This window comes from Arthrobacter sp. LT660, assembly GCF_056172845.1.
The window spans coordinates 794,093-815,894 of sequence record NZ_CM149651.1; the positions used below are offsets into that span (position 1 = coordinate 794,093).

Annotated in this window: 21 protein-coding genes, 2 tRNA genes and 1 other RNA gene; 14 read left to right on the plus strand and 10 right to left on the minus strand. The window is 67.0% G+C overall.

Features of this window, described 5'->3' with window-relative positions:
• The first annotated feature begins 142 nt into the window (after window positions 1-142).
• The 4 genes from AC0QSG_RS03670 (at window position 143) to def (ending at window position 1,878) form a co-directional block, all read left to right on the plus strand.
• A complete protein-coding gene (locus AC0QSG_RS03670) occupies window positions 143-379 on the plus strand; it encodes a hypothetical protein (protein WP_475376690.1) in 237 nt (78 codons plus the stop codon).
• A 37-nt stretch (window positions 380-416) separates the two neighbouring features.
• Window positions 417-1,031 carry an oligoribonuclease gene (gene orn / locus AC0QSG_RS03675; protein WP_475376691.1) on the plus strand — a complete coding sequence of 205 codons (615 nt, stop codon included), beginning with the start codon at window positions 417-419 and terminating at the stop codon, window positions 1,029-1,031.
• Between the two features lie 142 nt (window positions 1,032-1,173).
• Window positions 1,174-1,249, plus strand: a tRNA-His gene (locus AC0QSG_RS03680).
• A gap of 56 nt (window positions 1,250-1,305) precedes the next feature.
• The gene (gene def / locus AC0QSG_RS03685) at window positions 1,306-1,878 is read left to right on the plus strand and encodes a peptide deformylase (protein WP_475376692.1); all 573 of its coding nucleotides are present in this window, start codon (window positions 1,306-1,308) and stop codon (window positions 1,876-1,878) included.
• A gap of 72 nt (window positions 1,879-1,950) precedes the next feature.
• Here the strand turns inward: def and AC0QSG_RS03690 are convergent, their stop codons facing one another.
• From AC0QSG_RS03690 to rnpB, 3 genes are all read right to left on the minus strand, one after another.
• Entirely contained in the window at window positions 1,951-3,420 is a 1,470-nt protein-coding gene (locus AC0QSG_RS03690; protein WP_475376693.1) for a glyceraldehyde-3-phosphate dehydrogenase, read from the minus strand.
• A 195-nt stretch (window positions 3,421-3,615) separates the two neighbouring features.
• Window positions 3,616-3,960, minus strand: a complete 345-nt coding sequence (locus AC0QSG_RS03695) for an acyltransferase (RefSeq protein WP_435726870.1) — start codon at window positions 3,958-3,960, stop codon at window positions 3,616-3,618.
• 404 nt (window positions 3,961-4,364) lie between these two features.
• An RNA gene (gene rnpB / locus AC0QSG_RS03700) (RNase P RNA component class A) lies at window positions 4,365-4,734 on the minus strand.
• A gap of 107 nt (window positions 4,735-4,841) precedes the next feature.
• On the opposite strand from rnpB, the gene AC0QSG_RS03705 reads away from it, so the two are divergent.
• Window positions 4,842-5,615: a YaaA family protein gene (locus AC0QSG_RS03705; RefSeq protein ID WP_475376694.1), complete on the plus strand. Its 774-nt coding sequence runs from the start codon at window positions 4,842-4,844 to the stop codon at window positions 5,613-5,615.
• Between the two features lie 40 nt (window positions 5,616-5,655).
• Here the strand turns inward: AC0QSG_RS03705 and AC0QSG_RS03710 are convergent, their stop codons facing one another.
• Both AC0QSG_RS03710 and AC0QSG_RS03715 read right to left on the minus strand, forming a co-directional pair.
• A complete protein-coding gene (locus AC0QSG_RS03710; protein ID WP_475376695.1) occupies window positions 5,656-6,402 on the minus strand; it encodes a zinc ribbon domain-containing protein in 747 nt (248 codons plus the stop codon).
• Window positions 6,403-6,471: 69 nt separating this feature from the next.
• Window positions 6,472-7,389: a Nif3-like dinuclear metal center hexameric protein gene (locus AC0QSG_RS03715; RefSeq protein ID WP_475376696.1), complete on the minus strand. Its 918-nt coding sequence runs from the start codon at window positions 7,387-7,389 to the stop codon at window positions 6,472-6,474.
• A 131-nt stretch (window positions 7,390-7,520) separates the two neighbouring features.
• Here AC0QSG_RS03715 and msrA point away from each other — a divergent pair, with 131 nt between their 5' ends.
• The 3 genes from msrA (at window position 7,521) to epsC (ending at window position 9,730) form a co-directional block, all read left to right on the plus strand.
• Window positions 7,521-8,072 carry a peptide-methionine (S)-S-oxide reductase MsrA gene (gene msrA, locus AC0QSG_RS03720; RefSeq protein ID WP_475377266.1) on the plus strand — a complete coding sequence of 184 codons (552 nt, stop codon included), beginning with the start codon at window positions 7,521-7,523 and terminating at the stop codon, window positions 8,070-8,072.
• A gap of 88 nt (window positions 8,073-8,160) precedes the next feature.
• Complete coding sequence (gene cysK, locus AC0QSG_RS03725; RefSeq protein WP_435726862.1) at window positions 8,161-9,096, plus strand: cysteine synthase A; 936 nt, start codon at window positions 8,161-8,163, stop codon at window positions 9,094-9,096.
• A 49-nt stretch (window positions 9,097-9,145) separates the two neighbouring features.
• A complete protein-coding gene (epsC, locus tag AC0QSG_RS03730) occupies window positions 9,146-9,730 on the plus strand; it encodes a serine O-acetyltransferase EpsC (RefSeq protein WP_435726861.1) in 585 nt (194 codons plus the stop codon).
• A 91-nt stretch (window positions 9,731-9,821) separates the two neighbouring features.
• Here epsC and AC0QSG_RS03735 read toward each other — a convergent pair whose 3' ends face one another.
• The 5 genes from AC0QSG_RS03735 to AC0QSG_RS03755 all read right to left on the minus strand — a co-directional run bounded on the left by AC0QSG_RS03735 (window position 9,822) and on the right by AC0QSG_RS03755 (window position 13,558).
• Window positions 9,822-10,826: an aldo/keto reductase family protein gene (locus AC0QSG_RS03735; protein WP_475376697.1), complete on the minus strand. Its 1,005-nt coding sequence runs from the start codon at window positions 10,824-10,826 to the stop codon at window positions 9,822-9,824.
• 79 nt (window positions 10,827-10,905) lie between these two features.
• Window positions 10,906-12,342, minus strand: a complete 1,437-nt coding sequence (gene gndA, locus AC0QSG_RS03740; protein ID WP_435726857.1) for an NADP-dependent phosphogluconate dehydrogenase — start codon at window positions 12,340-12,342, stop codon at window positions 10,906-10,908.
• A 158-nt stretch (window positions 12,343-12,500) separates the two neighbouring features.
• A tRNA-Val gene (locus AC0QSG_RS03745) sits at window positions 12,501-12,576 on the minus strand.
• A gap of 52 nt (window positions 12,577-12,628) precedes the next feature.
• Window positions 12,629-13,132 (minus strand): redoxin domain-containing protein, encoded by a 504-nt coding sequence (locus AC0QSG_RS03750; RefSeq protein WP_475376698.1) that lies wholly within the window; start codon window positions 13,130-13,132, stop codon window positions 12,629-12,631.
• Window positions 13,133-13,141: 9 nt separating this feature from the next.
• The gene (locus AC0QSG_RS03755) at window positions 13,142-13,558 is read right to left on the minus strand and encodes a DUF3052 domain-containing protein (protein WP_435726853.1); all 417 of its coding nucleotides are present in this window, start codon (window positions 13,556-13,558) and stop codon (window positions 13,142-13,144) included.
• 344 nt (window positions 13,559-13,902) lie between these two features.
• Between AC0QSG_RS03755 and aceE the strand changes: the two genes are divergently transcribed.
• The 6 genes from aceE to AC0QSG_RS03785 all read left to right on the plus strand — a co-directional run bounded on the left by aceE (window position 13,903) and on the right by AC0QSG_RS03785 (window position 21,782).
• Window positions 13,903-16,644 carry a pyruvate dehydrogenase (acetyl-transferring), homodimeric type gene (aceE, locus tag AC0QSG_RS03760; RefSeq protein ID WP_435726851.1) on the plus strand — a complete coding sequence of 914 codons (2,742 nt, stop codon included), beginning with the start codon at window positions 13,903-13,905 and terminating at the stop codon, window positions 16,642-16,644.
• A 133-nt stretch (window positions 16,645-16,777) separates the two neighbouring features.
• A complete protein-coding gene (locus tag AC0QSG_RS03765; protein WP_475376699.1) occupies window positions 16,778-17,989 on the plus strand; it encodes a PucR family transcriptional regulator in 1,212 nt (403 codons plus the stop codon).
• A 77-nt stretch (window positions 17,990-18,066) separates the two neighbouring features.
• The gene (locus tag AC0QSG_RS03770; RefSeq protein WP_435726849.1) at window positions 18,067-19,014 is read left to right on the plus strand and encodes an ACP S-malonyltransferase; all 948 of its coding nucleotides are present in this window, start codon (window positions 18,067-18,069) and stop codon (window positions 19,012-19,014) included.
• A gap of 1 nt (window position 19,015) precedes the next feature.
• On the plus strand, window positions 19,016-20,071 hold the full coding sequence (locus AC0QSG_RS03775; RefSeq protein ID WP_435726847.1) for a beta-ketoacyl-ACP synthase III: 1,056 nt from the start codon (window positions 19,016-19,018) through the stop codon (window positions 20,069-20,071).
• Window positions 20,072-20,158: 87 nt separating this feature from the next.
• The gene (locus AC0QSG_RS03780) at window positions 20,159-20,404 is read left to right on the plus strand and encodes an acyl carrier protein (RefSeq protein WP_435726845.1); all 246 of its coding nucleotides are present in this window, start codon (window positions 20,159-20,161) and stop codon (window positions 20,402-20,404) included.
• A 139-nt stretch (window positions 20,405-20,543) separates the two neighbouring features.
• Window positions 20,544-21,782: a beta-ketoacyl-[acyl-carrier-protein] synthase family protein gene (locus AC0QSG_RS03785; RefSeq protein ID WP_435726843.1), complete on the plus strand. Its 1,239-nt coding sequence runs from the start codon at window positions 20,544-20,546 to the stop codon at window positions 21,780-21,782.
• Window positions 21,783-21,802 lie beyond the last annotated feature (20 nt).

Genomic DNA, 21,802 nt, shown 5'->3' on the forward strand with positions numbered 1-21,802 from the left:
TAGCACCGGGGCCACACCGCGCGTCGGCACGGGTCCGCGACGCGCTGCGGCGCGGCATACCCGCGCGTTGGCCGCTCCCGCGCCTAGGCTGGTTGCCAGAGAAACGGGCCAACACGGCACGCGGAACATCGGGGGACGGATCATGGGACGGCACGCAAGCAGTGGGCAACGCTCCGCACCCGCGCCGGCGGCCCCGCGGCAAACGGGCCTCTTGGGCTGGGGCCTCTTCGTCTCCGTGCTGCTCGGGGCGGCATCACCCGCATTGGGGCTTCCCGCCGCAGGGGCCGCAGCAGCGGCCGTTACCAGCGCCGTCGTGTTCCTGGCCTTGTGGCTCCTGAGCGGCACGGCGGGGCGAACCGTGGGGCGCGAACAAGGGTAGGGAACCCCGCGGTCCTCCTTTCCGGTAGATTGACGGGGTGCCTATTACCGCTGAAAACATCGTCTGGATCGACTGCGAGATGACGGGGTTGAGCCTCCAGGCCGACGCCCTCATAGAAGTAGCCGTCCTGGTCACGGACCCCGAACTGAACATCCTGGGCGAGGGCGTGGACGTCGTCATCCGCCCGGAGCCCGGAGCGCTCGAGCAGATGGGCGACTTCGTTCGCGGCATGCATACCGATAGCGGGCTGCTGGAGGTCCTGGAACACGGCGTCGATCTCGAGACCGCCACGGAGCAGGTCCTCGAATACATCCGCGCGTGGGTGCCCGAGCCGGGCAAGGCCCCGCTGGCCGGCAACTCGGTGGGTACGGACCGCAACTTCCTGGTCCGTGACATGCCGGGCGTCATCGACCACCTCCACTACCGCGTCATCGACGTCTCCACGATCAAGGAGCTGGCCCGCCGCTGGTATGCCCGGGCCTATTTCCAAGCTCCGCCGAAGACCGGCGGACACCGCGCGCTGGGCGACATCCGGGATTCCATCGAGGAGCTGAGGTACTACCGCGAGGCCGTGATGGTGCCCGCTCCCGGCCCGGACAGCAAGACGGCGCAGGAGATCTCCCGCCGCATCGTGGGAACCCGCGGCGACTAGCCTTCCGGACGTTCGCGTGGCGTGCGCCACACCCGGTGCGAAGTGGCGCCGAAGCCCCCGAAAGTGTGTAAACTAGTATCCGTTGCCCGCAAGGCAGGTTCTTCGGAATCGGTCCCACGGCACGGCGTCGCGAGGCGCAATGGTGGGTATAGCTCAGTTGGCAGAGCGTCTGGTTGTGGTCCAGAAGGTCGCGGGTTCAAGCCCCGTTACTCACCCCAACAAGCCGCCCCGGATCCGTCCGGGGCGGTTTTTCCATGTCACAGGGAGGCAGCAGATGTCCGTCCGTCCGATCGTCGTCTACGGGGACGAAGCGCTCCATCGCCGCGCCACGGAGGTCACCGCATTCGACGCGGAGCTTCGTGAACTCGTCGCGGACATGTACGACACCATGGACGCCGCCAACGGCGTCGGCCTCGCCGCGCCGCAGATCGGCGTCGGCCTACGGATCTTCACCTACGAGTTCGTGAACGACGACGGTGTCCCACCCCGTGGCGTCGTGGTTAATCCGCGAATCACGCTGACGAAGGTGTCCGGCGCCCAGCCGGACCCGGACGACGACTCCGAGGGGTGCCTGTCGGCGCCCGGTCTCGCCTTTCCGCTCAAGCGTGCACAGTACGCCAGGGTGCAGGGATTCGACGCCGACGGCGGGGCCGTGGACTTCGAGGCGACCGACTGGTTCGCCCGCGTCGTCCAGCACGAATACGACCATCTGGACGGCTACCTCTACGTCGATCGCCTCAACGACAAGTGGGCCAGACGCTGGAAGAAAGCCAAGAAGCAGCTGGAGTGGGGCGTCCCCGGCAAGAGCTGGATGCCCGGCGTAGACCCCGATCCGTTCGGGCACTAGCAACGCGCTGCAACACACGGCGGGCCCGCCGGAGGACGTCTCCGGCGGGCCCGCTTTCGCGCGTGGGCCGGATTAGGCCGTGACGGTTTCCTGGTCGGCCGCCGCAACGGCGGGAACGGCCAGCGGGTGCGTGCCGGCGAGTTCCTCGATCACGCGAACCACCTGGCACGAGTAGCCGAACTCGTTGTCATACCAGACGTAGACGACGGCGTTCTTGCCGGTGGCGATCGTGGCCAGTCCGTCAACGATGCCGGCGCGCCGGGAGCCGATGAAGTCGGTGGACACGACCTCCGGCGAGTCGATGTAGTCGATCTGCTTGTGCAGCTCGGACGTCAACGACGTCTGGCGGAGGTAGGCGTTGAGCTCCGCCTTGGTGGTCTCCTTTTCCAGGTTCAGGTTGAGGATGGCCATGGAGACGTCCGGGGTGGGGACGCGGATGGCGTTGCCCGTCAGCTTGCCCTCGAACTCCGGAAGCGCCTTCGAGACGGCCTTGGCGGCGCCCGTTTCGGTGATCACCATGTTGAGCGCGGCGGAGCGTCCGCGGCGGTCGCCCTTGTGGAAGTTGTCGATCAGGTTCTGGTCGTTGGTGAACGAGTGGACCGTCTCGACGTGGCCGTGGGCGACGCCGTACTCGTCGTTCAGGGCCTTGAGGACCGGAGTGATCGCGTTGGTGGTGCAGGACGCGGCCGAGACGATGGCGTCGTCCGCGGTGATGTCCTTGTGGTTGATGCCGTGCACGATGTTCTTCAGGTCGCCCTTGCCGGGGGCCGTCAGGAGCACCCGGGAGACACCCTTGGACTTGAGGTGCTGGGACAGCCCCTCGCGGTCCCGCCAGCGGCCGGTGTTGTCCACGACGATCGCGTTGTTGATGCCGTGTTCCGTGTAGTCGATCGTCGACGGGTCGTTCGAGTAGATGACCTGGATGAGCGTCCCGTTGGCGAGGATGGTGTTGTTCTCGTGGTCCACCGTGATGGATCCCTCGAACGGGCCGTGCACCGAGTCGCGGCGCAACAGCGACGCTCGCTTGACGAGGTCGTTCTCCCCACCGCTGCGGACCACGACGGCGCGCAGGCGCAATCCGTAGCCGCCGCGTTCGATCAGGATGCGGGCAAGCAGACGGCCGATGCGGCCGAATCCGTAGAGAACGACGTCGACCGGCTCCGCGTCGGTCGCGCCGGCGGCGCCGACCTTTGCGCCAAATTCGGCGAGCAGGAAGTCCTTGAGCGTCGCGCCGTCCGTTTCGTTCTTGAACTTGCGGGCCAGCCGTGCGACGTCAACGGACACGGCACCGAGGTCGAGGCTGTCCAAGGCGGCGAGCAGGGGAAACGTGTCCTCCAGGGGCAGTTCGGCACCGTCGATGTGGCGGGCCACGCGGTGGGCCTTGAGGATGTCGATGGCCGACTTGTTGATGAGCTTTCGTCCGTAGATCGACGTCACCACGTTGTTCTTGCGGTACAGACGCCCGATGAGCGGAATCATGGCCTCGGCGAGTTCTTCGCGTCCGCTCCATTCATTCAGGGCGGCGACAGACTGCTGGGTCACTTGTTGTCCTTCCAATTCAGCCGGCCTGGATCCACTGGCCGGTTGGCACCGTGAAAGCACCATTGCAGATACGGTTGGTCGGGGTATCAGGATCTTTCCCCTGGGGCAGGACCCCGCCTCCCATTCTAGGCGCTCCAAGGCTCCCCTCCGCGTGGCCGCGGGTGACCTCACTCACAGGAGGCGCGGGGACCTCGTCTAATCCACCAGCGTGCGTAGAGGCCGGGCCGGCACCCCGCCGACCACGGTGTTGGCGGGTACGTCCTTGTTAACGAGGGAGCCGGCCGCGACCACGGCACCGTCGCCTATGGTGACTCCGCCCAGAATCGTCACACTCGCTCCGATGAAGACGCCGTTTCCGATGACAATACCGGGGAAAGTCACGACGCCCGCGCGACGTTCCGCAGTGCTGAGCTGGTGGCTATCCGAGATGATCCGCGCGAAGGCACCGATGTTGACGTTGTTGCCTATTGTCACGTTCGCACGCACATAGGCATCGCGGTTGAAGGAGCATCCCGCGCCGATCGTGATCGGACCCACCATCTCAGCGTTCCTGCGTATCAGCGTGCGCTCGCCAACGACGATGTCGCGACCGCCGCTGGCAACGAGCTCGCAAGTGGGGTGTATGCGCGCCCCCCGGCCGGTTTTGACGCCGGGAGTCGGGCGGTATGAACGCGGCTTCCGGACTGCGGCCAGTTCACGACGGAGCTCCTCAACAGTCGACTCGAGTTCTGCGACACGTCTTTTTAAACGAAACATCGAATAATCATGGCACGCGTCAGTCGATGCGCGATGCGGCCATGCCGTTACGCCGCCCTACTGCAATGCGCGTATGTGCCGGGCAGGAACGCCTCCAACGAGGGTGTTCGGCGGGGAACATCGCCGCGGACGAGCGCCCCCGGCGGCGGCAAATGCGCCCGGGGCGACTCGACGACGCAGGCGATGTGTGGATGGGCCGGCCTGTACGCCGGGTTTTGTTCCGGTAGCCGGTTACCCGGGAACCGGTGACGGTCATCCATCTAGGGCCAACGTTGCCGTTGGCCTCGAGCGGTCTACCCGGTTACTGGGGCGAACAGCCCTCGTGGCGCAACCTGTCTGACCTTGCTCCGGGTGGGGTTTACCTAGCCGGCCCGGTCACCCGGACCGCTGGTGGTCTCTTACACCGCCGTTTCACCCTTACCCGCCGAAGCGGGCGGTTTCTTTTCTGTGGCACTGGCCTGCGGGTTACCCCGAGTGGGCGTTACCCACCACCCTGTTCCGTGGAGCCCGGACGTTCCTCGGGCCGCCGAAGCGACACGCGACCGTCCAGCCGACCCATCCGCATGACACTCTACCGGCCACCCGGGACGGCCACGCCACGCACGCGCCCGCGCCCGCGCCGGCACTTTCGCCGGAGGAGACATGTGCCGGATAGGCTACGGGGCGTGCTGATCCTCCTCCCCCCGTCCGAAGGCAAACACGCCGCCGACTCCGGCGAACCGTTCGAGTTGGAGGATCTGAGCTTTCCCGGTCTCGCCGCGGACCGCGAACACGTACTGGATGCCTTGGCCTCGGCGTCGGCCCGGGCGGACGCGCATGAGCTTCTCGGCGTGGGGACATCCCTGGCGGCCGACGTTGCCCGCAACCGCCAGCTGAGGACGCAACCGGCAGTTCCCGCGCACACCGTCTACACAGGCGTGCTGTACGAGGCGCTTGGCTACGCGAGCATGAAGCCAGCGCAGCGACGCAGGGCGGACGAATCCGTCGTCGTGGTCTCCGCATTGTGGGGAGCCGTGGGATTCGCGGACCGGATCCCGGCGTACCGGCTCTCGATGTCCGTATCGCTGCCGGAGACCGGACGTCTCGCCGCCTGGTGGCGGCCACGTCTGGACGCGCACCTTGCACCCCGGGCAGCGGGCCGGCTCGTGGTCGACTGCCGTTCCAGCACCTACGCAGCAGCGTGGCGCCCGGATCCCATCCATGCCGTCGCGGTCAACGTGTACCAGCGCCGGAAGGGTCAGCTCAAGGTCGTTTCACACTTCGCCAAGCACACCCGCGGCGCACTGGCGGGCCACCTGCTGACACGACCCGGGAGGACCCCGGCGACGCCCTCCGCGCTTCTGGACGCGACGCGCGAAAAGTGGGAGGCCGATCTGGTGCCCGGAACCGACCGAAAGCCGCACCAGCTCAACATCGTTTTGCCGGAGGACCACGCGTAGCCGAAGGTCGCCCGCACTACACCGCGACGGCGGCGCCCGCTTAGGCCGCCGAGTTCCACTCGTCGGAGCGCACCAGTATGCATCCGGAGTCTGGGCAGAAGACGACGTCGTCCTCGGCCGCGGCCTTGATCTCGGCGAGGTCCCCCGCGGCCAATCGCATGCCCGATCCCTCCGATGTGCCGTGGTAGAGACGCGCCGCCCCCACCCCGTGCTGTGCCAACCGTTTTTCGTAAACGGCCAGGAGACCGGGGTCGATCGATGCGGCCAGCTCTGAGCGCCGAGACGCGATGTCCTCGCGCTCGCTCGCAAGCGAAGCCAGTTCGGCGTCGCGGACGCCCTCGGCCCCGGCGAGGACGTCCGCCGCCCGGACTGCCGCGGCGGACGCTTCCGAGTGACGGTCGGCAACCGCTTCTAGGGCCTCCATCAATTCCAGTTCGATGTCCTCGAGGTGGGCCTTGCGCGGCAGGAGGGTTTCGATCTCGTGCTGCAGGGCCATCATGTCCCGGGCGGTTCCCTTGCCGCTTTCGATGCGCTGTCGGTCCTTCTCGATCTTCGACTGGACGCGTTCGACCTCGTGTTCGGACGCCGCCAGCGCGCGCTTGGCGTCCTCGAGTTCGGCGGCCACGGCCTCCCGCGCAGCGTCAGCATCGCGCCGGTCGGCGAGTGCCGCCGCCACGGCAGGATCGGTCTTCAACTCGGCCGCGCGCCGGTGGATCTTGGTGAGCTTCGAATCATGGGACTGGAGTTCCAACAGCTTGTGCTGTTGGCTTTGCGGGGCCTTGGCCATGGATGCCTCCGAAGTTTGGCGTCGGACAACCGCCCGACGATGCGCTGATACCCCAGCCTAGTGTGGCAGTCAGCCACCCGGCGTCAGGATGAAATCCCAAGGGTCGGTGTTGATCCCGCTGACAGCTATGTCGACGGCGTAGTCCTGGTCCCCCAGCACGTTGCCCAGTGCCTCCGCCGCCGCCGGCAGCCACAACCATTCGCTGGCGAAATGCGAGACGTCGATGAGGTACGGCCGGCCCTCCACCGCCGACTCGCGCGCCTCGGATGCCGGATGGTGGCGCAGGTCCGCCGTCACGTAGACGTCCGCACCGGACTCGCGAACGCTGTCGAACAAACTGTCGCCCGCGCCACCACATACCGCGACCTTCCGCACCAGCCCCAGGCGGTCCCCCGCCACCCGCACGCCGCCCGCAACCGCGGGCAGCGCACCGAACACGCGCGCAGCAAAGTCGCCCAGCGTCAACGGCTTGGCCAGGTAGCCCACCCGCCCGATTCCCTCTTCCGGGAGGCCGGTCGACGACGGCGAGAGCGGCTCGACATTCGTCAGACCCACGATGTCGGCCAGTACGTCGGAAACCCCGCCCACGGCAGCATCGCCGTTGGTGTGGACTGTGACCAGGGCGCAACCGGCCTCGATCAGCTGGTGCACGGCCTCGCCCTTGGCGGATGTCGCCCCGATTCCGTTGACGGGCTTGAGCAGCAACGGGTGGTGCGTGATGAGCAGGTCCGTCCCGCGGGAAACGGCGTCGCTGACCACCTCGAGCGTGGGATCGACGGCGAAGACTATCCGTTTCACGGTTTTTTCGGGCCGTCCGGCCACCAGCCCCACGGCGTCCCATCCCTCGGCCAACGACTCCGGCCATAGCTCCTCAATGGCGAGCATGACATCGCCAAGAGTGGGACGGCCCTCTTCGGAAGCCTCGCGCGACCCTGCGTTCGCAACGTCTGCGTCGCCCTCCGGAACCGCTGAATCATCGTTCTGCATGCCTCTACCGTAGACCGGCCAGCGCCCGCGCCACCCCACCGCCCCGGAGTGTTTTGGGGCGCACCGGGAATCTTTGCGCTCCCGAACGCATTGAACACATCGTGACCACTTCCACTGACACGCAACCGACCATGCCCAGCCGGCCGCAGACGTTCATTCTTGCGGGTGGATGTTTCTGGTGCCTCGACGCCGTCTACCGCAAGGTCCGCGGGGTCGCCGACGTGGTGTCCGGCTACCTAGGCGGCCACACCCCAACTCCCCACTACCGCGAGGTATGCAGCGGCACCAGCGGCCATGCCGAGGCGGTAGCCGTGACGTTCGATCCGGAAACCGTGCCTGCCGACGTCGTGCTGGACATTTTCTTCGCCACGCACGATCCGACCACGCTCAACCGCCAGGGCCACGACGTCGGAACACAGTACCGTTCCGCCATGTTCTACGTGGACGGCGAACAACGCGATCTGTTCCGCAGGGCCGTGGAGCGGAACCAAGCCAACTGGTCCGATCCGATCGTCACGGAGGTGACGCGCGCACCGCGCTTCCACACGGCCGAGGACGTGCATCAGGACTTCTACGCCAAAAACCCTTGGGAGGGGTACTGCCGCGTAATAATCAATCCAAAACTGGCGAAGGCCCGTAAAGATTACTCCCAATGGCTGGACATGACGCCCGCCGACCTCTAGGGCCGCCGTGAACCCGGGCGAAACCGCGGGATTGATTAGGCTGTCGTGCGGTAGGCCCCACGACATTGATTAGATCAGGGAGACACTCATGGGCAAGATCCACAACGACGTCACGGAACTGGTGGGGCGGACCCCGCTGGTTCGTCTGAACCGACTTTCGGAGGGGCTGCCGGGCACGGTCGTAGCCAAGCTGGAGTTCTACAACCCTGCGAATAGCGTCAAGGACCGTATCGGCGTCGCGATCGTCGACGCGGCAGAGCGCGCGGGGGCCCTGAAGCCCGGCGGAACCATCGTCGAAGGCACGTCGGGGAATACCGGCATCGCACTGGCGATGGTTGGCGCGGCACGCGGATACAAGGTCATTCTGACCATGCCGGAAACCATGTCCACCGAACGCCGCGTCATGCTGCGCGCCTACGGCGCCGAAATCGTGTTGACACCCGGCTCGGAGGGCATGCGTGGAGCCGTCGAGAAAGCGAAGGAAATCGTCGCCGAGACCGAAAACTCCATCTGGGCGCAGCAGTTCGCCAACGAGGCCAACCCGCAAGTCCACCGGGCCACGACCGGCCAGGAGATCTGGGACGATACGGACGGACAAGTGGACATCTTCGTGTCCGGCGTGGGCACCGGCGGAACCATCACCGGCGCGGGCAACCTGCTCAAGGAGCTCAAACCCTCCGTGCAGATCGTGGCCGTCGAGCCCAAGGACTCCCCCATCCTCAACGGCGGCAACCCGGGCCCCCACAAGATCCAGGGCCTTGGCGCCAACTTCGTGCCCGAAATCCTGGACACCAAGGTGTACGACGAGGTGTTCGACGCCAGCATCGAGGACTCGATCACCACGGCGCGCGCGCTCGGCACCGAGGAGGGCATCCTGGGCGGCATCAGCTCCGGGGCCATCGTCTGGGCCGCCCTTGAATTGGCCAAGCGCCCGGAGAACGAAGGTAAGCTGATCGTCGCAATCGTCTGCGACTTTGGCGAGCGCTACATCTCGACACTCCTCTACGACGACATCCGCGGCTAGACAGCCCGGCGACCAGTCCCACGGGGCCCCGAACCAGCGAAGGCACGGTGTGAGTTTCTTTTCCCGATTGAAGGAAGACCTCGAAGGTGCGCGAGCCCACGATCCGGCCGCCCGGGGCAATGCCGAGAACGCGCTCGCCTACTCGGGACTGCACGCGATCTGGGTCCACCGCCTGACGCATCGGCTCTGGCAGAACCCGTCCCTGCGGTTGCCTGCGCGGTTGCTGGCGCAGGCAGCGCGCTTCACCACGGGCATCGAGATCCACCCGGGAGCCACGATCGGGCGCCGGTTCTTCATCGACCACGGCATGGGCGTCGTCATCGGCGAGACCGCCGAAATCGGGGACGACGTCATGATCTACCACGGCGTGACCCTCGGTGGCCGCTCCCTGGCCAAGGTCAAGCGCCATCCGACCATCGGGGATCGTGTGGTGATCGGTGCCGGCGCCAAGGTACTCGGACCCATCGTCATCGGAGCCGACTCGGCCATCGGAGCCAACGCCGTGGTCGTGAAGGACGCGCCTCCGGACTCCAGCATCACCGGGATCCCGGCGACGAACCGCCCGCGCAGGCCGGAGGAGCACAAGCCGGCCGTCGATCCGGCCGAGTACATCGATCCCGCCATGTGGATATAGGAACACCAGCTCGGAAACGGGTCCGGAAGGCGCGCCATGCGCCATCCGGACCCGTTTTTACCGTGTGGCCGGCAAGGTACCCGTCCGCCGGTCAGACCGGACGGGTCTCCGGGCTGACGGTCTTGGCCGGATCCCGCTCCACGGCACCGTCGAGGGCCGCATCGATGGCTTCCATCGCGGGCCGCGGTATGCGCACCCCGGCGGCCTTCACGTTCTCGGCGACCTGTTCCGGCCGCGAGGCGCCCACGAGCGCGGTGGCCACGTTCGGGTTCTGCAGCACCCATGCGATCGCCAGCTGCGACATCTCCAGACCCAACTCCGCCGCGATGGGCCGGAGCTTCTGCACTCGCGTTAGCACATCTTCCTCCATGAAGCGCGAGATCGTGTTCTTCCCGCCCTTCTCGTCCATCGCGCGGCTCCCGGCGGGCGCGGGCTGCCCCGGAAGGTACTTGCCGGACAGCACTCCCTGAGCCATCGGCGACCAGACGACCTGCGACATGCCGAGTTCCTCCGAAGCGGGGACAACCTCCGCCTCGATGACCCGCCACAGGGCCGAATACTGCGGCTGATTCGACACCAGCGAGAAACCCGCCTCCCTGGCAAGCTCCTGCCCGGCGCGCAACTGGTCGGCGGTCCATTCGGAGACACCGATGTAGAGGGCCTTCCCGGACCGCACGACGTCGGCGAACGCCTGGATGGTTTCCTCAAGGGGCGTCTCGTGGTCATAGCGGTGGGCCTGGTAGAGATCCACGTAGTCCATCCCCAGGCGCCGGAGCGACCCGTTGATGCCCTCCATGATGTGCTTGCGGGACAGCCCGGTGTCGTTGGGGCCCTTGGGCCCGACCGGCCAGTAGACCTTGGTGAAGATCTCGAGTGACTCGCGCCGCTCGGAGGCCAACGACTTCCCCAGCACCTCTTCGGCCGCGCCGTTTGCGTAGGCGTCGGCAGTGTCGAATGTGGTGATGCCGGCGTCCAGCGCCGCCGCGACGCATTCCGCGGCGACGTCGTTCTCCACCTGCGAACCGTGTGTCAGCCAGTTGCCGTAGGTGATTTCGGTGATCTTGAGGCCAGAGTTCCCGAGGTATCGATAGTCCATGCCTCCAGCCTAAGGGGCACCCAACGACAAACGACGCCGGAACGCGGGTTCCGGCGTCGTCCTGTTGCTACGCGTGCGCCTAGTGGGTATCGACGGCCGAAACCTCGGACCTGTCGCCGCTCCACTGCGTGTGGAACGTGCCCTCGGCGTCGATGCGCTGGTACGTGTGCGCGCCGAACAGGTCGCGCAGGCCCTGGGTCAGCGCGGCCGGGAGGCGATCGCGGCGCAGTCCGTCGTAGTAGGCCAGCGACGCAGAGAACACCGGCACCGGAATGCCGATCTGCACGGCCGTGGCGACCACGCGCCGCCAAGCCGGCAACGCCTCGGCGATGGCCCCGGCGAAGGCCGGGGCGAACAGCAGGTTCTTCGGCGCGGACTCCCCCGCGTACGCCTTCATGATGTCGTCCAGGACCTCGGCGCGGATGATGCACCCGGCGCGCCACAGCGAGGCGATCTCCTTCAGGTTCAACTCCCATCCATATTCGGCGGCGGCGGAGCCGAGCATGTCGATGCCCTGCGCGTAGCTGACCAGCTTGGAGGCGAACAGCGCCAGGCGCACGTCCTCGACGAAGTTCTCCGGCACATCGACCTGCGCCTCGTGCCCGGACAGGACGTCCTGGGCAATGGCGCGCTGCTCGCGCTGCGACGAGAGGCCGCGGGCGAAGACCGACTCGGCGATACCGGACACGGGCGAACCAAGCTCCAGGGCGGAGACCACAGTCCAGCGGCCGGTGCCCTTCTGGCCTGCGGAATCCACCACCACGTCGACCAACGGACGGCCGGTCTTGGCGTCCACGTGCCCCAGCACCTCGGCCGTGATCTCGATCAGGAAGGACGACAGGGTGCCCTTGTTCCATTCGCGGAATATGCCGGCCTGCTCGGCGGGCTCGATCCCGGCGGCGGAGCGCAGCAGGTCGTAGGCCTCGCCGATGACCTGCATGTCGGCGTACTCGATGCCGTTGTGCACCATCTTCACGAAGTGGCCGGCACCGTCAGTGCCCACCCAGCGGCAGCAGGGCTCGCCGTCGTACTTCGCCGAGATCTTCTCGAGCATCGGTCCGAGGGCGTCGTACGAGCGCTTGGAGCCGCCGGGCATGATCGAGGGGCCCAGCAGGGCACCCTCCTCGCCGCCGGAGACGCCGACGCCGACGAAGTCGAGGCCCTTTTCGGCCAAGGCGGCCTCGCGGCGGCGGGTGTCCTCGTAGTGCGAGTTGCCGGCGTCGATGACGATGTCGCCCTCCTCGAGGAGCGGCACCAGCTGGTCGATCACGGAATCGACGGGCTTGCCGGCCTTCACCATGATCAGGACTCGGCGCGGGGTCTCCAGGGAGTCCACGAGTTCCTGGAGCGTCTCCGTGCGGATGAATTCACCATCGCCGCCGTGGGCCTCCAGGAGGGCGTCGGTCTTCTCGACGGAGCGGTTGTGCAGGGCGACCGTGTAGCCGTTTCGGGCGAAGTTCCGGGCGAGGTTCGCGCCCATAACGGCCAGGCCGGTGACGCCAATCTGTGCAGGCATGCTGGGAGTTCCTCCAAGTAGCGGGGTGTGGGCCCGAAGCGGGCGGGGTTCGGCATCCAGCCTAGTACCGCGTCCGCCTCGGGCGCAGAAAGACGCCCGACACATAAGGAAAAAAGTCCCCGCATCATTGCCGTGGCATTGATGCGGGGACTTCCCGTTGGTGGGTCCTACCGGGATCGAACCGATGACATCCACGGTGTAAACGTGGCGCTCTACCAGCTGAGCTAAAGACCCTTGCGACGCCCTACCCTACCGGGCCGTCCCGCGGGGCGCCAATCGTCGCGGGTCACGGGAGCGACGTGCCGAGCGCGTCCGCCGCGGCGCGGTAGTCGGACAGGTTCCGGGAACGCCCGACAGGGCTGTCGAAGCGCGCGGCGACCCGGCCCCCAGCGACCAGGAAAGTGGCACGCGTGGCGCGCCCGTGCTCCTCGTCGAAACATCCAAATGCGCGGGCGGCGGCACCGTGTGGCCAGAAGTCGGACAGCAAATCGAACCCGATGCCGAGGTCCTCCGCATACGCGCGGAGCGCGTGCTTGTGGTCGACCGAAACACCGAAAAGCCGAATACCGCGTGCCGATAGATCCTTGCGGACCGTCTCCAGCTCGGCGAGTTCCGCCGTGCAAACCCGGCTGAAGGCAAACGGGTAGAACACGAGGAAGAAGGCGTCGGCGCCTAGCCTGGAGCCCGTGACCCATTCGCCGAACTGATTCTCCAGCGAAAACGCCGGGACATGGTCCCCGACGCCGGGCCGCCAAACCCCGGCGCGGTCAAGCTCCTCCGGACCGGGCACAGGAAACACCTAGTTCTTTCGCCGGGCCACCAGACGGGACGCGGCCCAGTCGGCGGAAACACCCTCGCTGGTGGTCACATGGAGGCCGGCCGTTGGCGCGGCCTCGAGAATCTCGGCCGGGCGCACATATCCTTGCCTGCCGGACTTGGGCGTCATCAACCACACGACGCCGTCCTCGCCGAGGGTCGTGAGTGAATCCATCAGGGCATCCACCAGATCCCCTTCGTCGTCCCGCCACCACAGCAGGACCGAATCCACCACGTCGTGGTCTTCCTCGGTCAGCAGTTCGCTGCCCGTCAGTTCCTCGAGGGCGTCGCGCAGATCGTAATCGACGTCGTCGTCATACCCCAGCTCCTGGATCAGGTCTCCGTCCTTGAAGCCCATCTTGCCCACAGCCGCGGTGTTAGCCGCTCCGGCGTCGCTCACGTTTCTCCTCCTACTAGTGGTTGGCGTCACCACCAGCCAACACCTTTTGTTCCCCGCCATCAAGCGGGACCCCCTTGACACGCCGTCAATAGTGTCGATTGGCCGACGATGATGCATTCAACCACGCGTAATGCTACGCGTAACCGGTGCGCGACTCATTCGCCCACCCCGCGGGCGTCCGGCTACGCATGACGCCCGCCAGCCCATTAGAGTGTCGTGGAGGCACGCGCGACCACGAGTCGGCGGCGTACCACCAGGCGGCCGAGCCGCCGCGACGAGTTTCCACTCCCGGGAGGAACCCGCCGCTCGCCCCACGCTGTACCCGTAACGAGGAGAAGTTGGACGTGGCTGAAGACGATCACATTTCCCACATCCGTAGCGGCTTGACCAGCCAGCTGCCGGACCGCGACCCGGATGAGACCGCCGAATGGCTCGAGTCATTCGACGCCCTTGTGGAGACCCAGGGCACCGAGCGTGCCCAATTCATTGTCCGCTCCATCCTGCAGCGCGCGGGAGCGAAGAGCGTCGGCGTGCCGATGGTCACGACCACGGACTACGTGAACACGATTCCGGTGGACCAGGAACCGGCCTTCCCCGGGAAGGAGGAGATCGAGCGGCGGTATCGCGCCTGGATGCGCTGGAATGCGGCGGTCATGGTGCACCGTGGGCAGCACCCCAGCATCGGGGTCGGCGGGCACATCTCCACCTACGCGGGCGCCGCCACGCTGTATGAGGTGGGCTTCAACCACTTCTTCCGCGGCAAGGACCACGCGGGCGGTGGCGACCAGATCTTCTTCCAGGGCCACGCCTCGCCTGGCATGTACGCCCGCGCGTTCATGGAGGGACGGCTCTCGGAGGCGGACCTGGACGGGTTCCGCCAGGAGAAGTCCAAGGAGGGCAACGCCCTACCGTCCTACCCGCACCCGCGCAACATGCCGGAGTTCTGGGAGTTCCCGACCGTGTCCATGGGCATCGGTCCGATGAACGCGATCTATCAGGCGCAGTCCAACCGCTACCTGCAGAACCGCGGCATCAAGGACACCTCGGACCAGCAGGTCTGGGCGTTCCTAGGCGACGGCGAAATGGACGAGCCCGAATCGCGCGGCCTACTCCAGCTGGCGGCCAACGAGAAGCTCGACAACCTCAACTTCGTCATCAACTGCAACCTGCAGCGCCTTGACGGACCGGTGCGCGGCAACGGCAAGATCATGCAGGAGCTGGAGGCGTTCTTCCGCGGAGCCGGCTGGAACGTCATCAAGGTCGTGTGGGGCCGCGAGTGGGACTCGCTCCTGGACAACGACAAACAGGGCGCCCTGGTCGACATCATGAACCAGACCCCGGACGGCGACTACCAGACGTACAAGGCGGAGTCCGGCGGATTCGTGCGCGAGCACTTCTTCGGGAAGTCCCCCGAGACGAAGGAAATGGTCGCGGACCTCACCGACGAGCAGATCTGGAACCTCAAGCGCGGCGGGCACGACTACAACAAGGTCTACGCCGCCTACAAGGCAGCCACCGAGTTCAAGGGCAAGCCGACCGTCATCCTGGCCAAGACGGTCAAGGGCTACGGACTGGGTCCGCACTTCGAGGGACGCAACGCGACCCACCAGATGAAGAAGCTGACGCTGGATGACCTCAAGGCCTTCCGCGACCACCTGCGCATCCCCATCACGGACGAGCAACTCGAGGCCGATCCGTACCTTCCGCCGTACTACCACCCTGGTGCTGATTCGCCCGAGATCCAGTACATGATGGACCGCCGCGCGGACCTGGGCGGATCTGTTCCCGAACGGCGCGGCAAGCGAGCCAGCGTCCACCTTCCGGACGACAAGGCCTACGAGGTCGCCAAGCGCGGATCCGGCAAGCAACAGGCCGCCACCACGATGGCGTTCGTCCGCCTGCTCAAGGACCTGATGCGCGACAAGGAGTTCGGCACCCGCGTGGTTCCGATCATTCCCGACGAGGCGCGCACCTTCGGCATGGATTCGTTCTTCCCGACGGCGAAGATCTACAACCCCAAGGGCCAGAACTACCTGTCCGTGGACCGGGACCTCGTCCTGGCCTACAAGGAGTCCATCAGCGGCCAAATCGTGCACCCCGGCATCAACGAGGCCGGGGCGGTGGCGGCCTTCACCGCGGCCGGAACGTCCTACGCCACGCACGGCGAACCGCTGGTTCCGATCTACGTCTTCTATTCGATGTTCGGTTTCCAGCGTACGGGCGACGCCTTCTGGGCGGCCGCGGACCAGATGACCCGCGGCTTCATCATCGGCGCGACCGCCGGACGAACCACGCTCACCGGCGAGGGACTGCAGCACGCGGACGGGCACTCGCCCATCCTGGCCAGCACGAACCCGGCCGTCATCACGTACGACCCCGCCTATGGGTACGAGATCGGCCACATCATGAAGGCCGGCCTGGAGCGCATGTACGGCGGCGAGCACGAGGATCCGAACGTCATGTACTACCTCACGGTGTACAACGAACCAATCAGCCAGCCGGCCGAACCGGAGGACGTCGACGTCGAGGGCCTCGTCAAGGGCATCTACCTTGCCGCGCCGGCAAAGGTCGACGGACCCCGAACCCAGCTGCTCGCGTCCGGCGTCGCGGTGCCGTGGGCCATCGAGGCCCAGCGGATCCTCGCCGAGGACTGGGGCGTGTCCGCGGACGTCTGGTCCGTCACCAGCTGGACGGAGTTGCGCCGCGATGGCTTGGCCGCCGAGGAAGAGGCCTTTCTCAACCCCGGCTCCGAGGCACGCGTCCCATTCGTCACCCAACAGCTCGCGGGTGCCACGGGCCCGATCGTGGCCGTGACGGACTACATGAAGGCCGTCCCGGACCAGATCCGCCAGTTCCTGCCCAACGAGTTCGCCACCCTGGGTGCGGACGGCTTCGGCTTCTCCGACACCCGTGCGGCGGCCCGGCGGTTCTTCAAGATCGACGCGCACAGCGTCGTGGTGCGGGCTCTCGAGCTGTTGGCACGGCGCGGCGAGGTCGACGCCGATGCCGGGGCGAAGGCCTTCGAGAAGTACAGCCTGAACGACGTCAACGCGGGCACGTCCGGCAACGCCGGAGGGGACTCCTAGATCCCGGGCGACGGCGACGGCAGACGACGGCGGCCCCTCGACCCCATGCACCGGCATGGAGTCGAGGGGCCGCCGTCGTTTTGTAGTGTTCGCACAAAATGCGCTCGTGGGGCAAGGTGCGTATCCTCGATGGATGAGTGAAGAGCGCCCGGGCACCGCAGTCCCCCGCATCCGGCCCGTGCGGCAGCCGAAGGCCAGCCCGGAGACGCTGCAGAGGCTCAAGTCCCACCTCGGCGTCCTGTCCACCGTCGCCCTCAAGCACCTCGACCAGTCGCTGCCCTGGTACCGGGGCCTGCGTCCGGAGGAGAGGGCGGCACTGGGTCTCGTGGCACAGAAGGGCATCGCCTCTTTCGTCACCTGGTACGAGCGCCCCTCATCGCCGCAGTGGGTCCTCACGGATGTTTTCGGGGCGGCTCCGAGCGAGCTGACACGCTCGATCAGCCTGCAAAAGGCCCTCCAACTCATCCGCACCATCGTCGAGGTCGTCGAGAGCCAGGTCCCAGACCTCGCGCCCGAGGCCGAACAGGTGCAACTCCGTGAGGCGGTACTGCGCTACTCCCGCGAAGTGGCGTTCGCCGCCGCAGACGTCTACGCCCGCGCGGCCGAGTCCCGCGGCGCGTGGGACAGCCGGCTCGAGGCCCTGGTGGTCGACGCGGTGCTGCGCGGCGAAAGCCCGGACGCACTCCGGTCCCGCGTCGCCGCCGTCGGGTGGGAGTCGCACAGCGGCATACTCATCATGGTGGGAACAGCGCCGGAGGTGGCCAATGCCGGATTCGTGGGCGACCTGCGTCGCGCCGGCCTCCGCCACGCCAAGGACTGCCTCGTGGGGATCCAGGGCGACCGGTTGATCCTGATGCTCGGTGGCGTCGGCGAACGCGACACGGGATTTTCGAAACTCAGCGAGTTCTTCGGAGCCGGGCCCGTCGTGTACGGACCCGAGGCCGCGAGCCTGCGCGAGGCCGCCGATTCCGCGCATGCCGCCTTCGCCGGCATCGCAGCGGCGTGCGCCTGGCCCCTGGTCCCCCGGCCCGTTTCCTCAGAGGACCTCTGGCCGGAACGCATCATGAACGGCGACGCCGCGGCACGCTCCTCCCTCTCAAGGAACATCTACGACCCGCTACTCGGCGCCGGCAACGGGTTGATCGAGACGCTGTCCAGCTACCTCGCGTTGGGGCATTCGCTGGAGGGAACGGCCCGCGAACTCTTCGTCCATGCGAACACCGTGCGCTATCGCCTCAAGCGCGTTTGCGACGTCACCGGATGGGATCCGCTGATCCCACGGGAGGCCTTCGTGCTGCAGACCGCACTCGTCGTCGGCAGACTGGACCGCTCCGAACCGTTGTAGGATACCTACAAACCACCCCGAGGACCTTGGTGCCGCGAAACACGCGGTGCGCCGCCCATCTTTGGAAAGCTGGAACAGTGCTAGCAATCGTGTGCCCCGGACAGGGCTCCCAGACCCCCGGCCTCCTGTCACCATGGCTTGAGCTCCCGGGCGTCGCCGAACATCTCAAGGAATTGTGCCGACTCGCCGGGAGAGACCTGCTCGAACACGGCACGGTCTCCGACGAGGACACCATCAAGGACACCGCGGTGGCCCAGCCGCTGATCGTCGCCTCCGGCCTGTTGGCTGGACGCGTGCTTTTCGACGGCGCCGGCGTGCCGCAGGGGGCGGTGCTTGCCGGGCACTCCGTGGGTGAGATCACCGCGTCCGCGCTGGCGGGCGCCCTGACCGAGGCGGATGCGATGGTCTTCGTCCGCGAACGCGCCAACGCCATGGCCGACGCCGCGGCGGCCACCCCGACGGGCATGGCCGCCGTCTTGGGCGGGGACCACACCGAGGTACTCGCGGCGCTCAAAGCCGCCGGGCTGACCGCGGCCAATTCCAACGGAGGCGGACAGGTTGTCGCCGCCGGGACGCACGAGGACATCGCCGCCTTCGCGGCGGCGCCGCCGCCGAAGACCCGCGTGATTCCACTTAAAGTGGCCGGTGCCTTCCACACCGCGCACATGCAGCCGGCGGTCGGCGTGCTCGAGAACCTCGTTCCGTCACTCTCCCCGGCCGATCCCGGGACCTCCCTGCTCAGCAACCACGACGGAGCACCCGTCACGTCCGGCGCCCGGAACCTATCCAGCCTGGTCGCGCAGGTGTCCCGTCCCGTGCGGTGGGACCTCTGCATGGAGACCATGTCGGCCCTGGGCGTCACCGGAATCCTCGAGCTGCCGCCGGCCGGAACCCTTGTGGGTCTGGCCAAGCGCGGTCTCAAGGGCACCGCTACGATGGCCGTGAGATCCCCCGAAGACCTGGACGCCGCACGCGCGTTCGTTGCCGAACACACCGGTTCCACCACCGGAGAGGAAACCAACTAACGTGACTGCCGTACTGTCCCAGAAGCCCCTTCGCGAACACACCCGCATCCTCGGAGTCGGCGTCGCCCGCCCCGACGTCATCGTGACCAACGAAGACGTCTGTCAGTGGATCGACTCCTCCGACGAATGGATCCGCCAGCGCACGGGGATCGTCACACGCCACCGCGCGGACAAGGAAACCTCCGTCGTCGACATGGCGGAGACCGCCGCCCGGGAGGCCCTAGCCGCCGCGGGCATCGACGCTTCGGCCCTAGGCGCCGTCATCGTCAGCACCGTGACGTCTCCGTACGCCACGCCGTCTGCCGCCGCCGCCGTCGCGGACCGCATCGGTGCCACCCCGGCCCCGGCGTTCGATATTTCCGCAGCGTGCGCCGGCTACTGCTACGGCGTCGCACAAGCCGACGCTCTGGTGCGGTCCGGCGCTGCCGACTACGTCTTGGTGGTGGGCGCGGAGAAGCTCTCCGACATCATCGACCGCCACGAACGCACCATTTCGTTCCTGCTCGGCGACGGTGCGGGAGCCGTGGTGATCGGCCCCTCCGACTTTGCCGGAATCGGCCCGTCCGTATGGGGCTCCGACGGCAGCAAATTGGATGCCATCGGCATGACGCACTCCATGATCGATTTGCGGGACATGGCCCTTGAGGCCGAGGAGCAGGAGGGGGGAACCGTCTTCGTCGGAGGATCCGAGGCGAAGCTGTGGCCCACCCTCCGGCAGGATGGCCAGACGGTCTTCCGCTGGGCCGTTTGGGAGATGGCCAAGGTGGCGCAACGCGCCCTCGACGAGGCCGGCATCAAGGTCGAGGACCTGTCCGCATTCATTCCCCACCAGGCGAACATTCGCATCATCGACGAGATGGCGAAGCAGTTGAAACTGCCGGAGTCCGTGGTCGTTGGACGGGACATCGTCGACGCCGGCAACACCTCCGCCGCCTCGATCCCCTTGGCCATGCACCGAATCCTCAAGGAGCAGCCGGAGCTGTCCGGAGGCCTTGCCCTGCAGATCGGATTCGGCGCCGGGCTCGTCTTCGGCGCGCAGGTCGTCACCCTGCCCTAGGCTTGGCAGGTAGATCCAAAGATCCACGCCGAAAGGCGCAGAAAAATCGCGTCGGGAACGTCCCGGCACAAGAGAAAGGGAGCCACTGTGGCTAGCAACGAAGAAATCCTGGCCGGCCTGGCCGAGATCGTCAACGAAGAGACCGGACTGGCGACGGAAGCCGTCGAGCTGGACAAGTCCTTCACCGACGACCTCGACATCGACTCCATCTCGATGATGACCATCGTGGTCAACGCCGAAGAGAAGTTCGGGGTTCGCATCCCGGATGAAGAGGTCAAGAACCTCAAGACCGTCGGCGACGCCGTGAACTTCATCGCCGGCGCCCAGGCCTAACAGCCTCCCGAACCGCCTTCGTCCATTTGGGCGAACCGGGCCTCTGGCCCCGGGGGCGGTCCGCACAGTGCGGACCGCCCCACCAAACTTTCCGCCCGCGGCGGACTCCACCACCCAACCCAGCACAGGGAGCAATCTGATGGCCCGCAAAGTAGTGATCACCGGCCTCGGCGCGACGACGCCGATCGGTGGCGACGTGCCCACCCTGTGGGCCAACGCGCTCAAAGGCGTTTCAGGCGCCCGCACGTTGACCGACGAGTGGGTGGAGCGCTTCCAGCTGCCGGTGACCTTCGCCGCGCGAGCCTCCTCCCCCGCGTCCGACGTGCTGTCCAGGGTGGAGATGAAGCGCATGGACCCCTCGACCCAGTTCGCGGTCGTGGCGTCGCGCGAGGCCTGGCGCGACTCCGGCATCGAAGAGGTGGACCCGGACCGTCTCGGCGTCGCGTTCGCCACCGGTATCGGCGGGGTATGGACGCTGTTGGACGCGTGGGACACACTGAAGGAAAAGGGCCCGCGACGCGTGCTGCCCATGACCGTCCCGATGCTGATGCCCAACGGTCCCGCGGCCGCTGTGAGCCTGGACATCGGTGCCCGGGCGGGGGCGCATACTCCGGTTTCCGCGTGCGCTTCCGGCACCGAAGCCGTCCACCTCGGCCTGGAGCTGATCCGCAGTGGCAAGGCCGACGTCGTGATGGTCGGCGGCGCAGAGGCTGCCATTCACCCGATGCCGCTGGCCTCGTTCGCGGCCATGCAGGCGCTGTCAAAGCGGAACGACGACCCGGAGCACGCCTCCCGGCCCTACGACGTCGACCGCGACGGATTCGTCATGGGCGAGGGGGCCGGCGCCATGGTCCTCGAGGCGGAAGAACACGCGTTGGCCCGCGGTGCGCGCATCTACGTCGAGTTGGCCGGCACGTCCGTGACCTCGGATTCGTACCACATCACAGCCCCGGACCCGGAGGGACTCGGCGCCACGCGGGCCCTCAAGGCCGCAATGTTCGACGGTCGCATCCAGCCGGAGGACGTGGTGCACGTCAACGCGCATGCGACGTCCACGCCCGTCGGGGACAAGCCCGAATACACGGCGCTCAAGGCCGCCTTGGGCAAGCAGGTGGACAACGTCGCCGTCTCGGCCACGAAGTCGCAGATGGGTCACCTGCTCGGCGCGTCCGGGGCCGTTGAGTCGGTCTTGACGGTCCTGGCACTCTATGAGCGCCGGGCCCCCGTCACCATCAACCTCGAGAACCAGGATCCGGAGATTCCCCTTGACGTGGTCACCGGATCCCCGCGGATCCTGCCGGACGGTCAGATCGTCGCCCTGAACAACTCCTTCGGCTTCGGCGGACACAACGCGGTGGTCGCCCTGCGCACCATCTAGCCGGCGCGCCGGAACAGCGT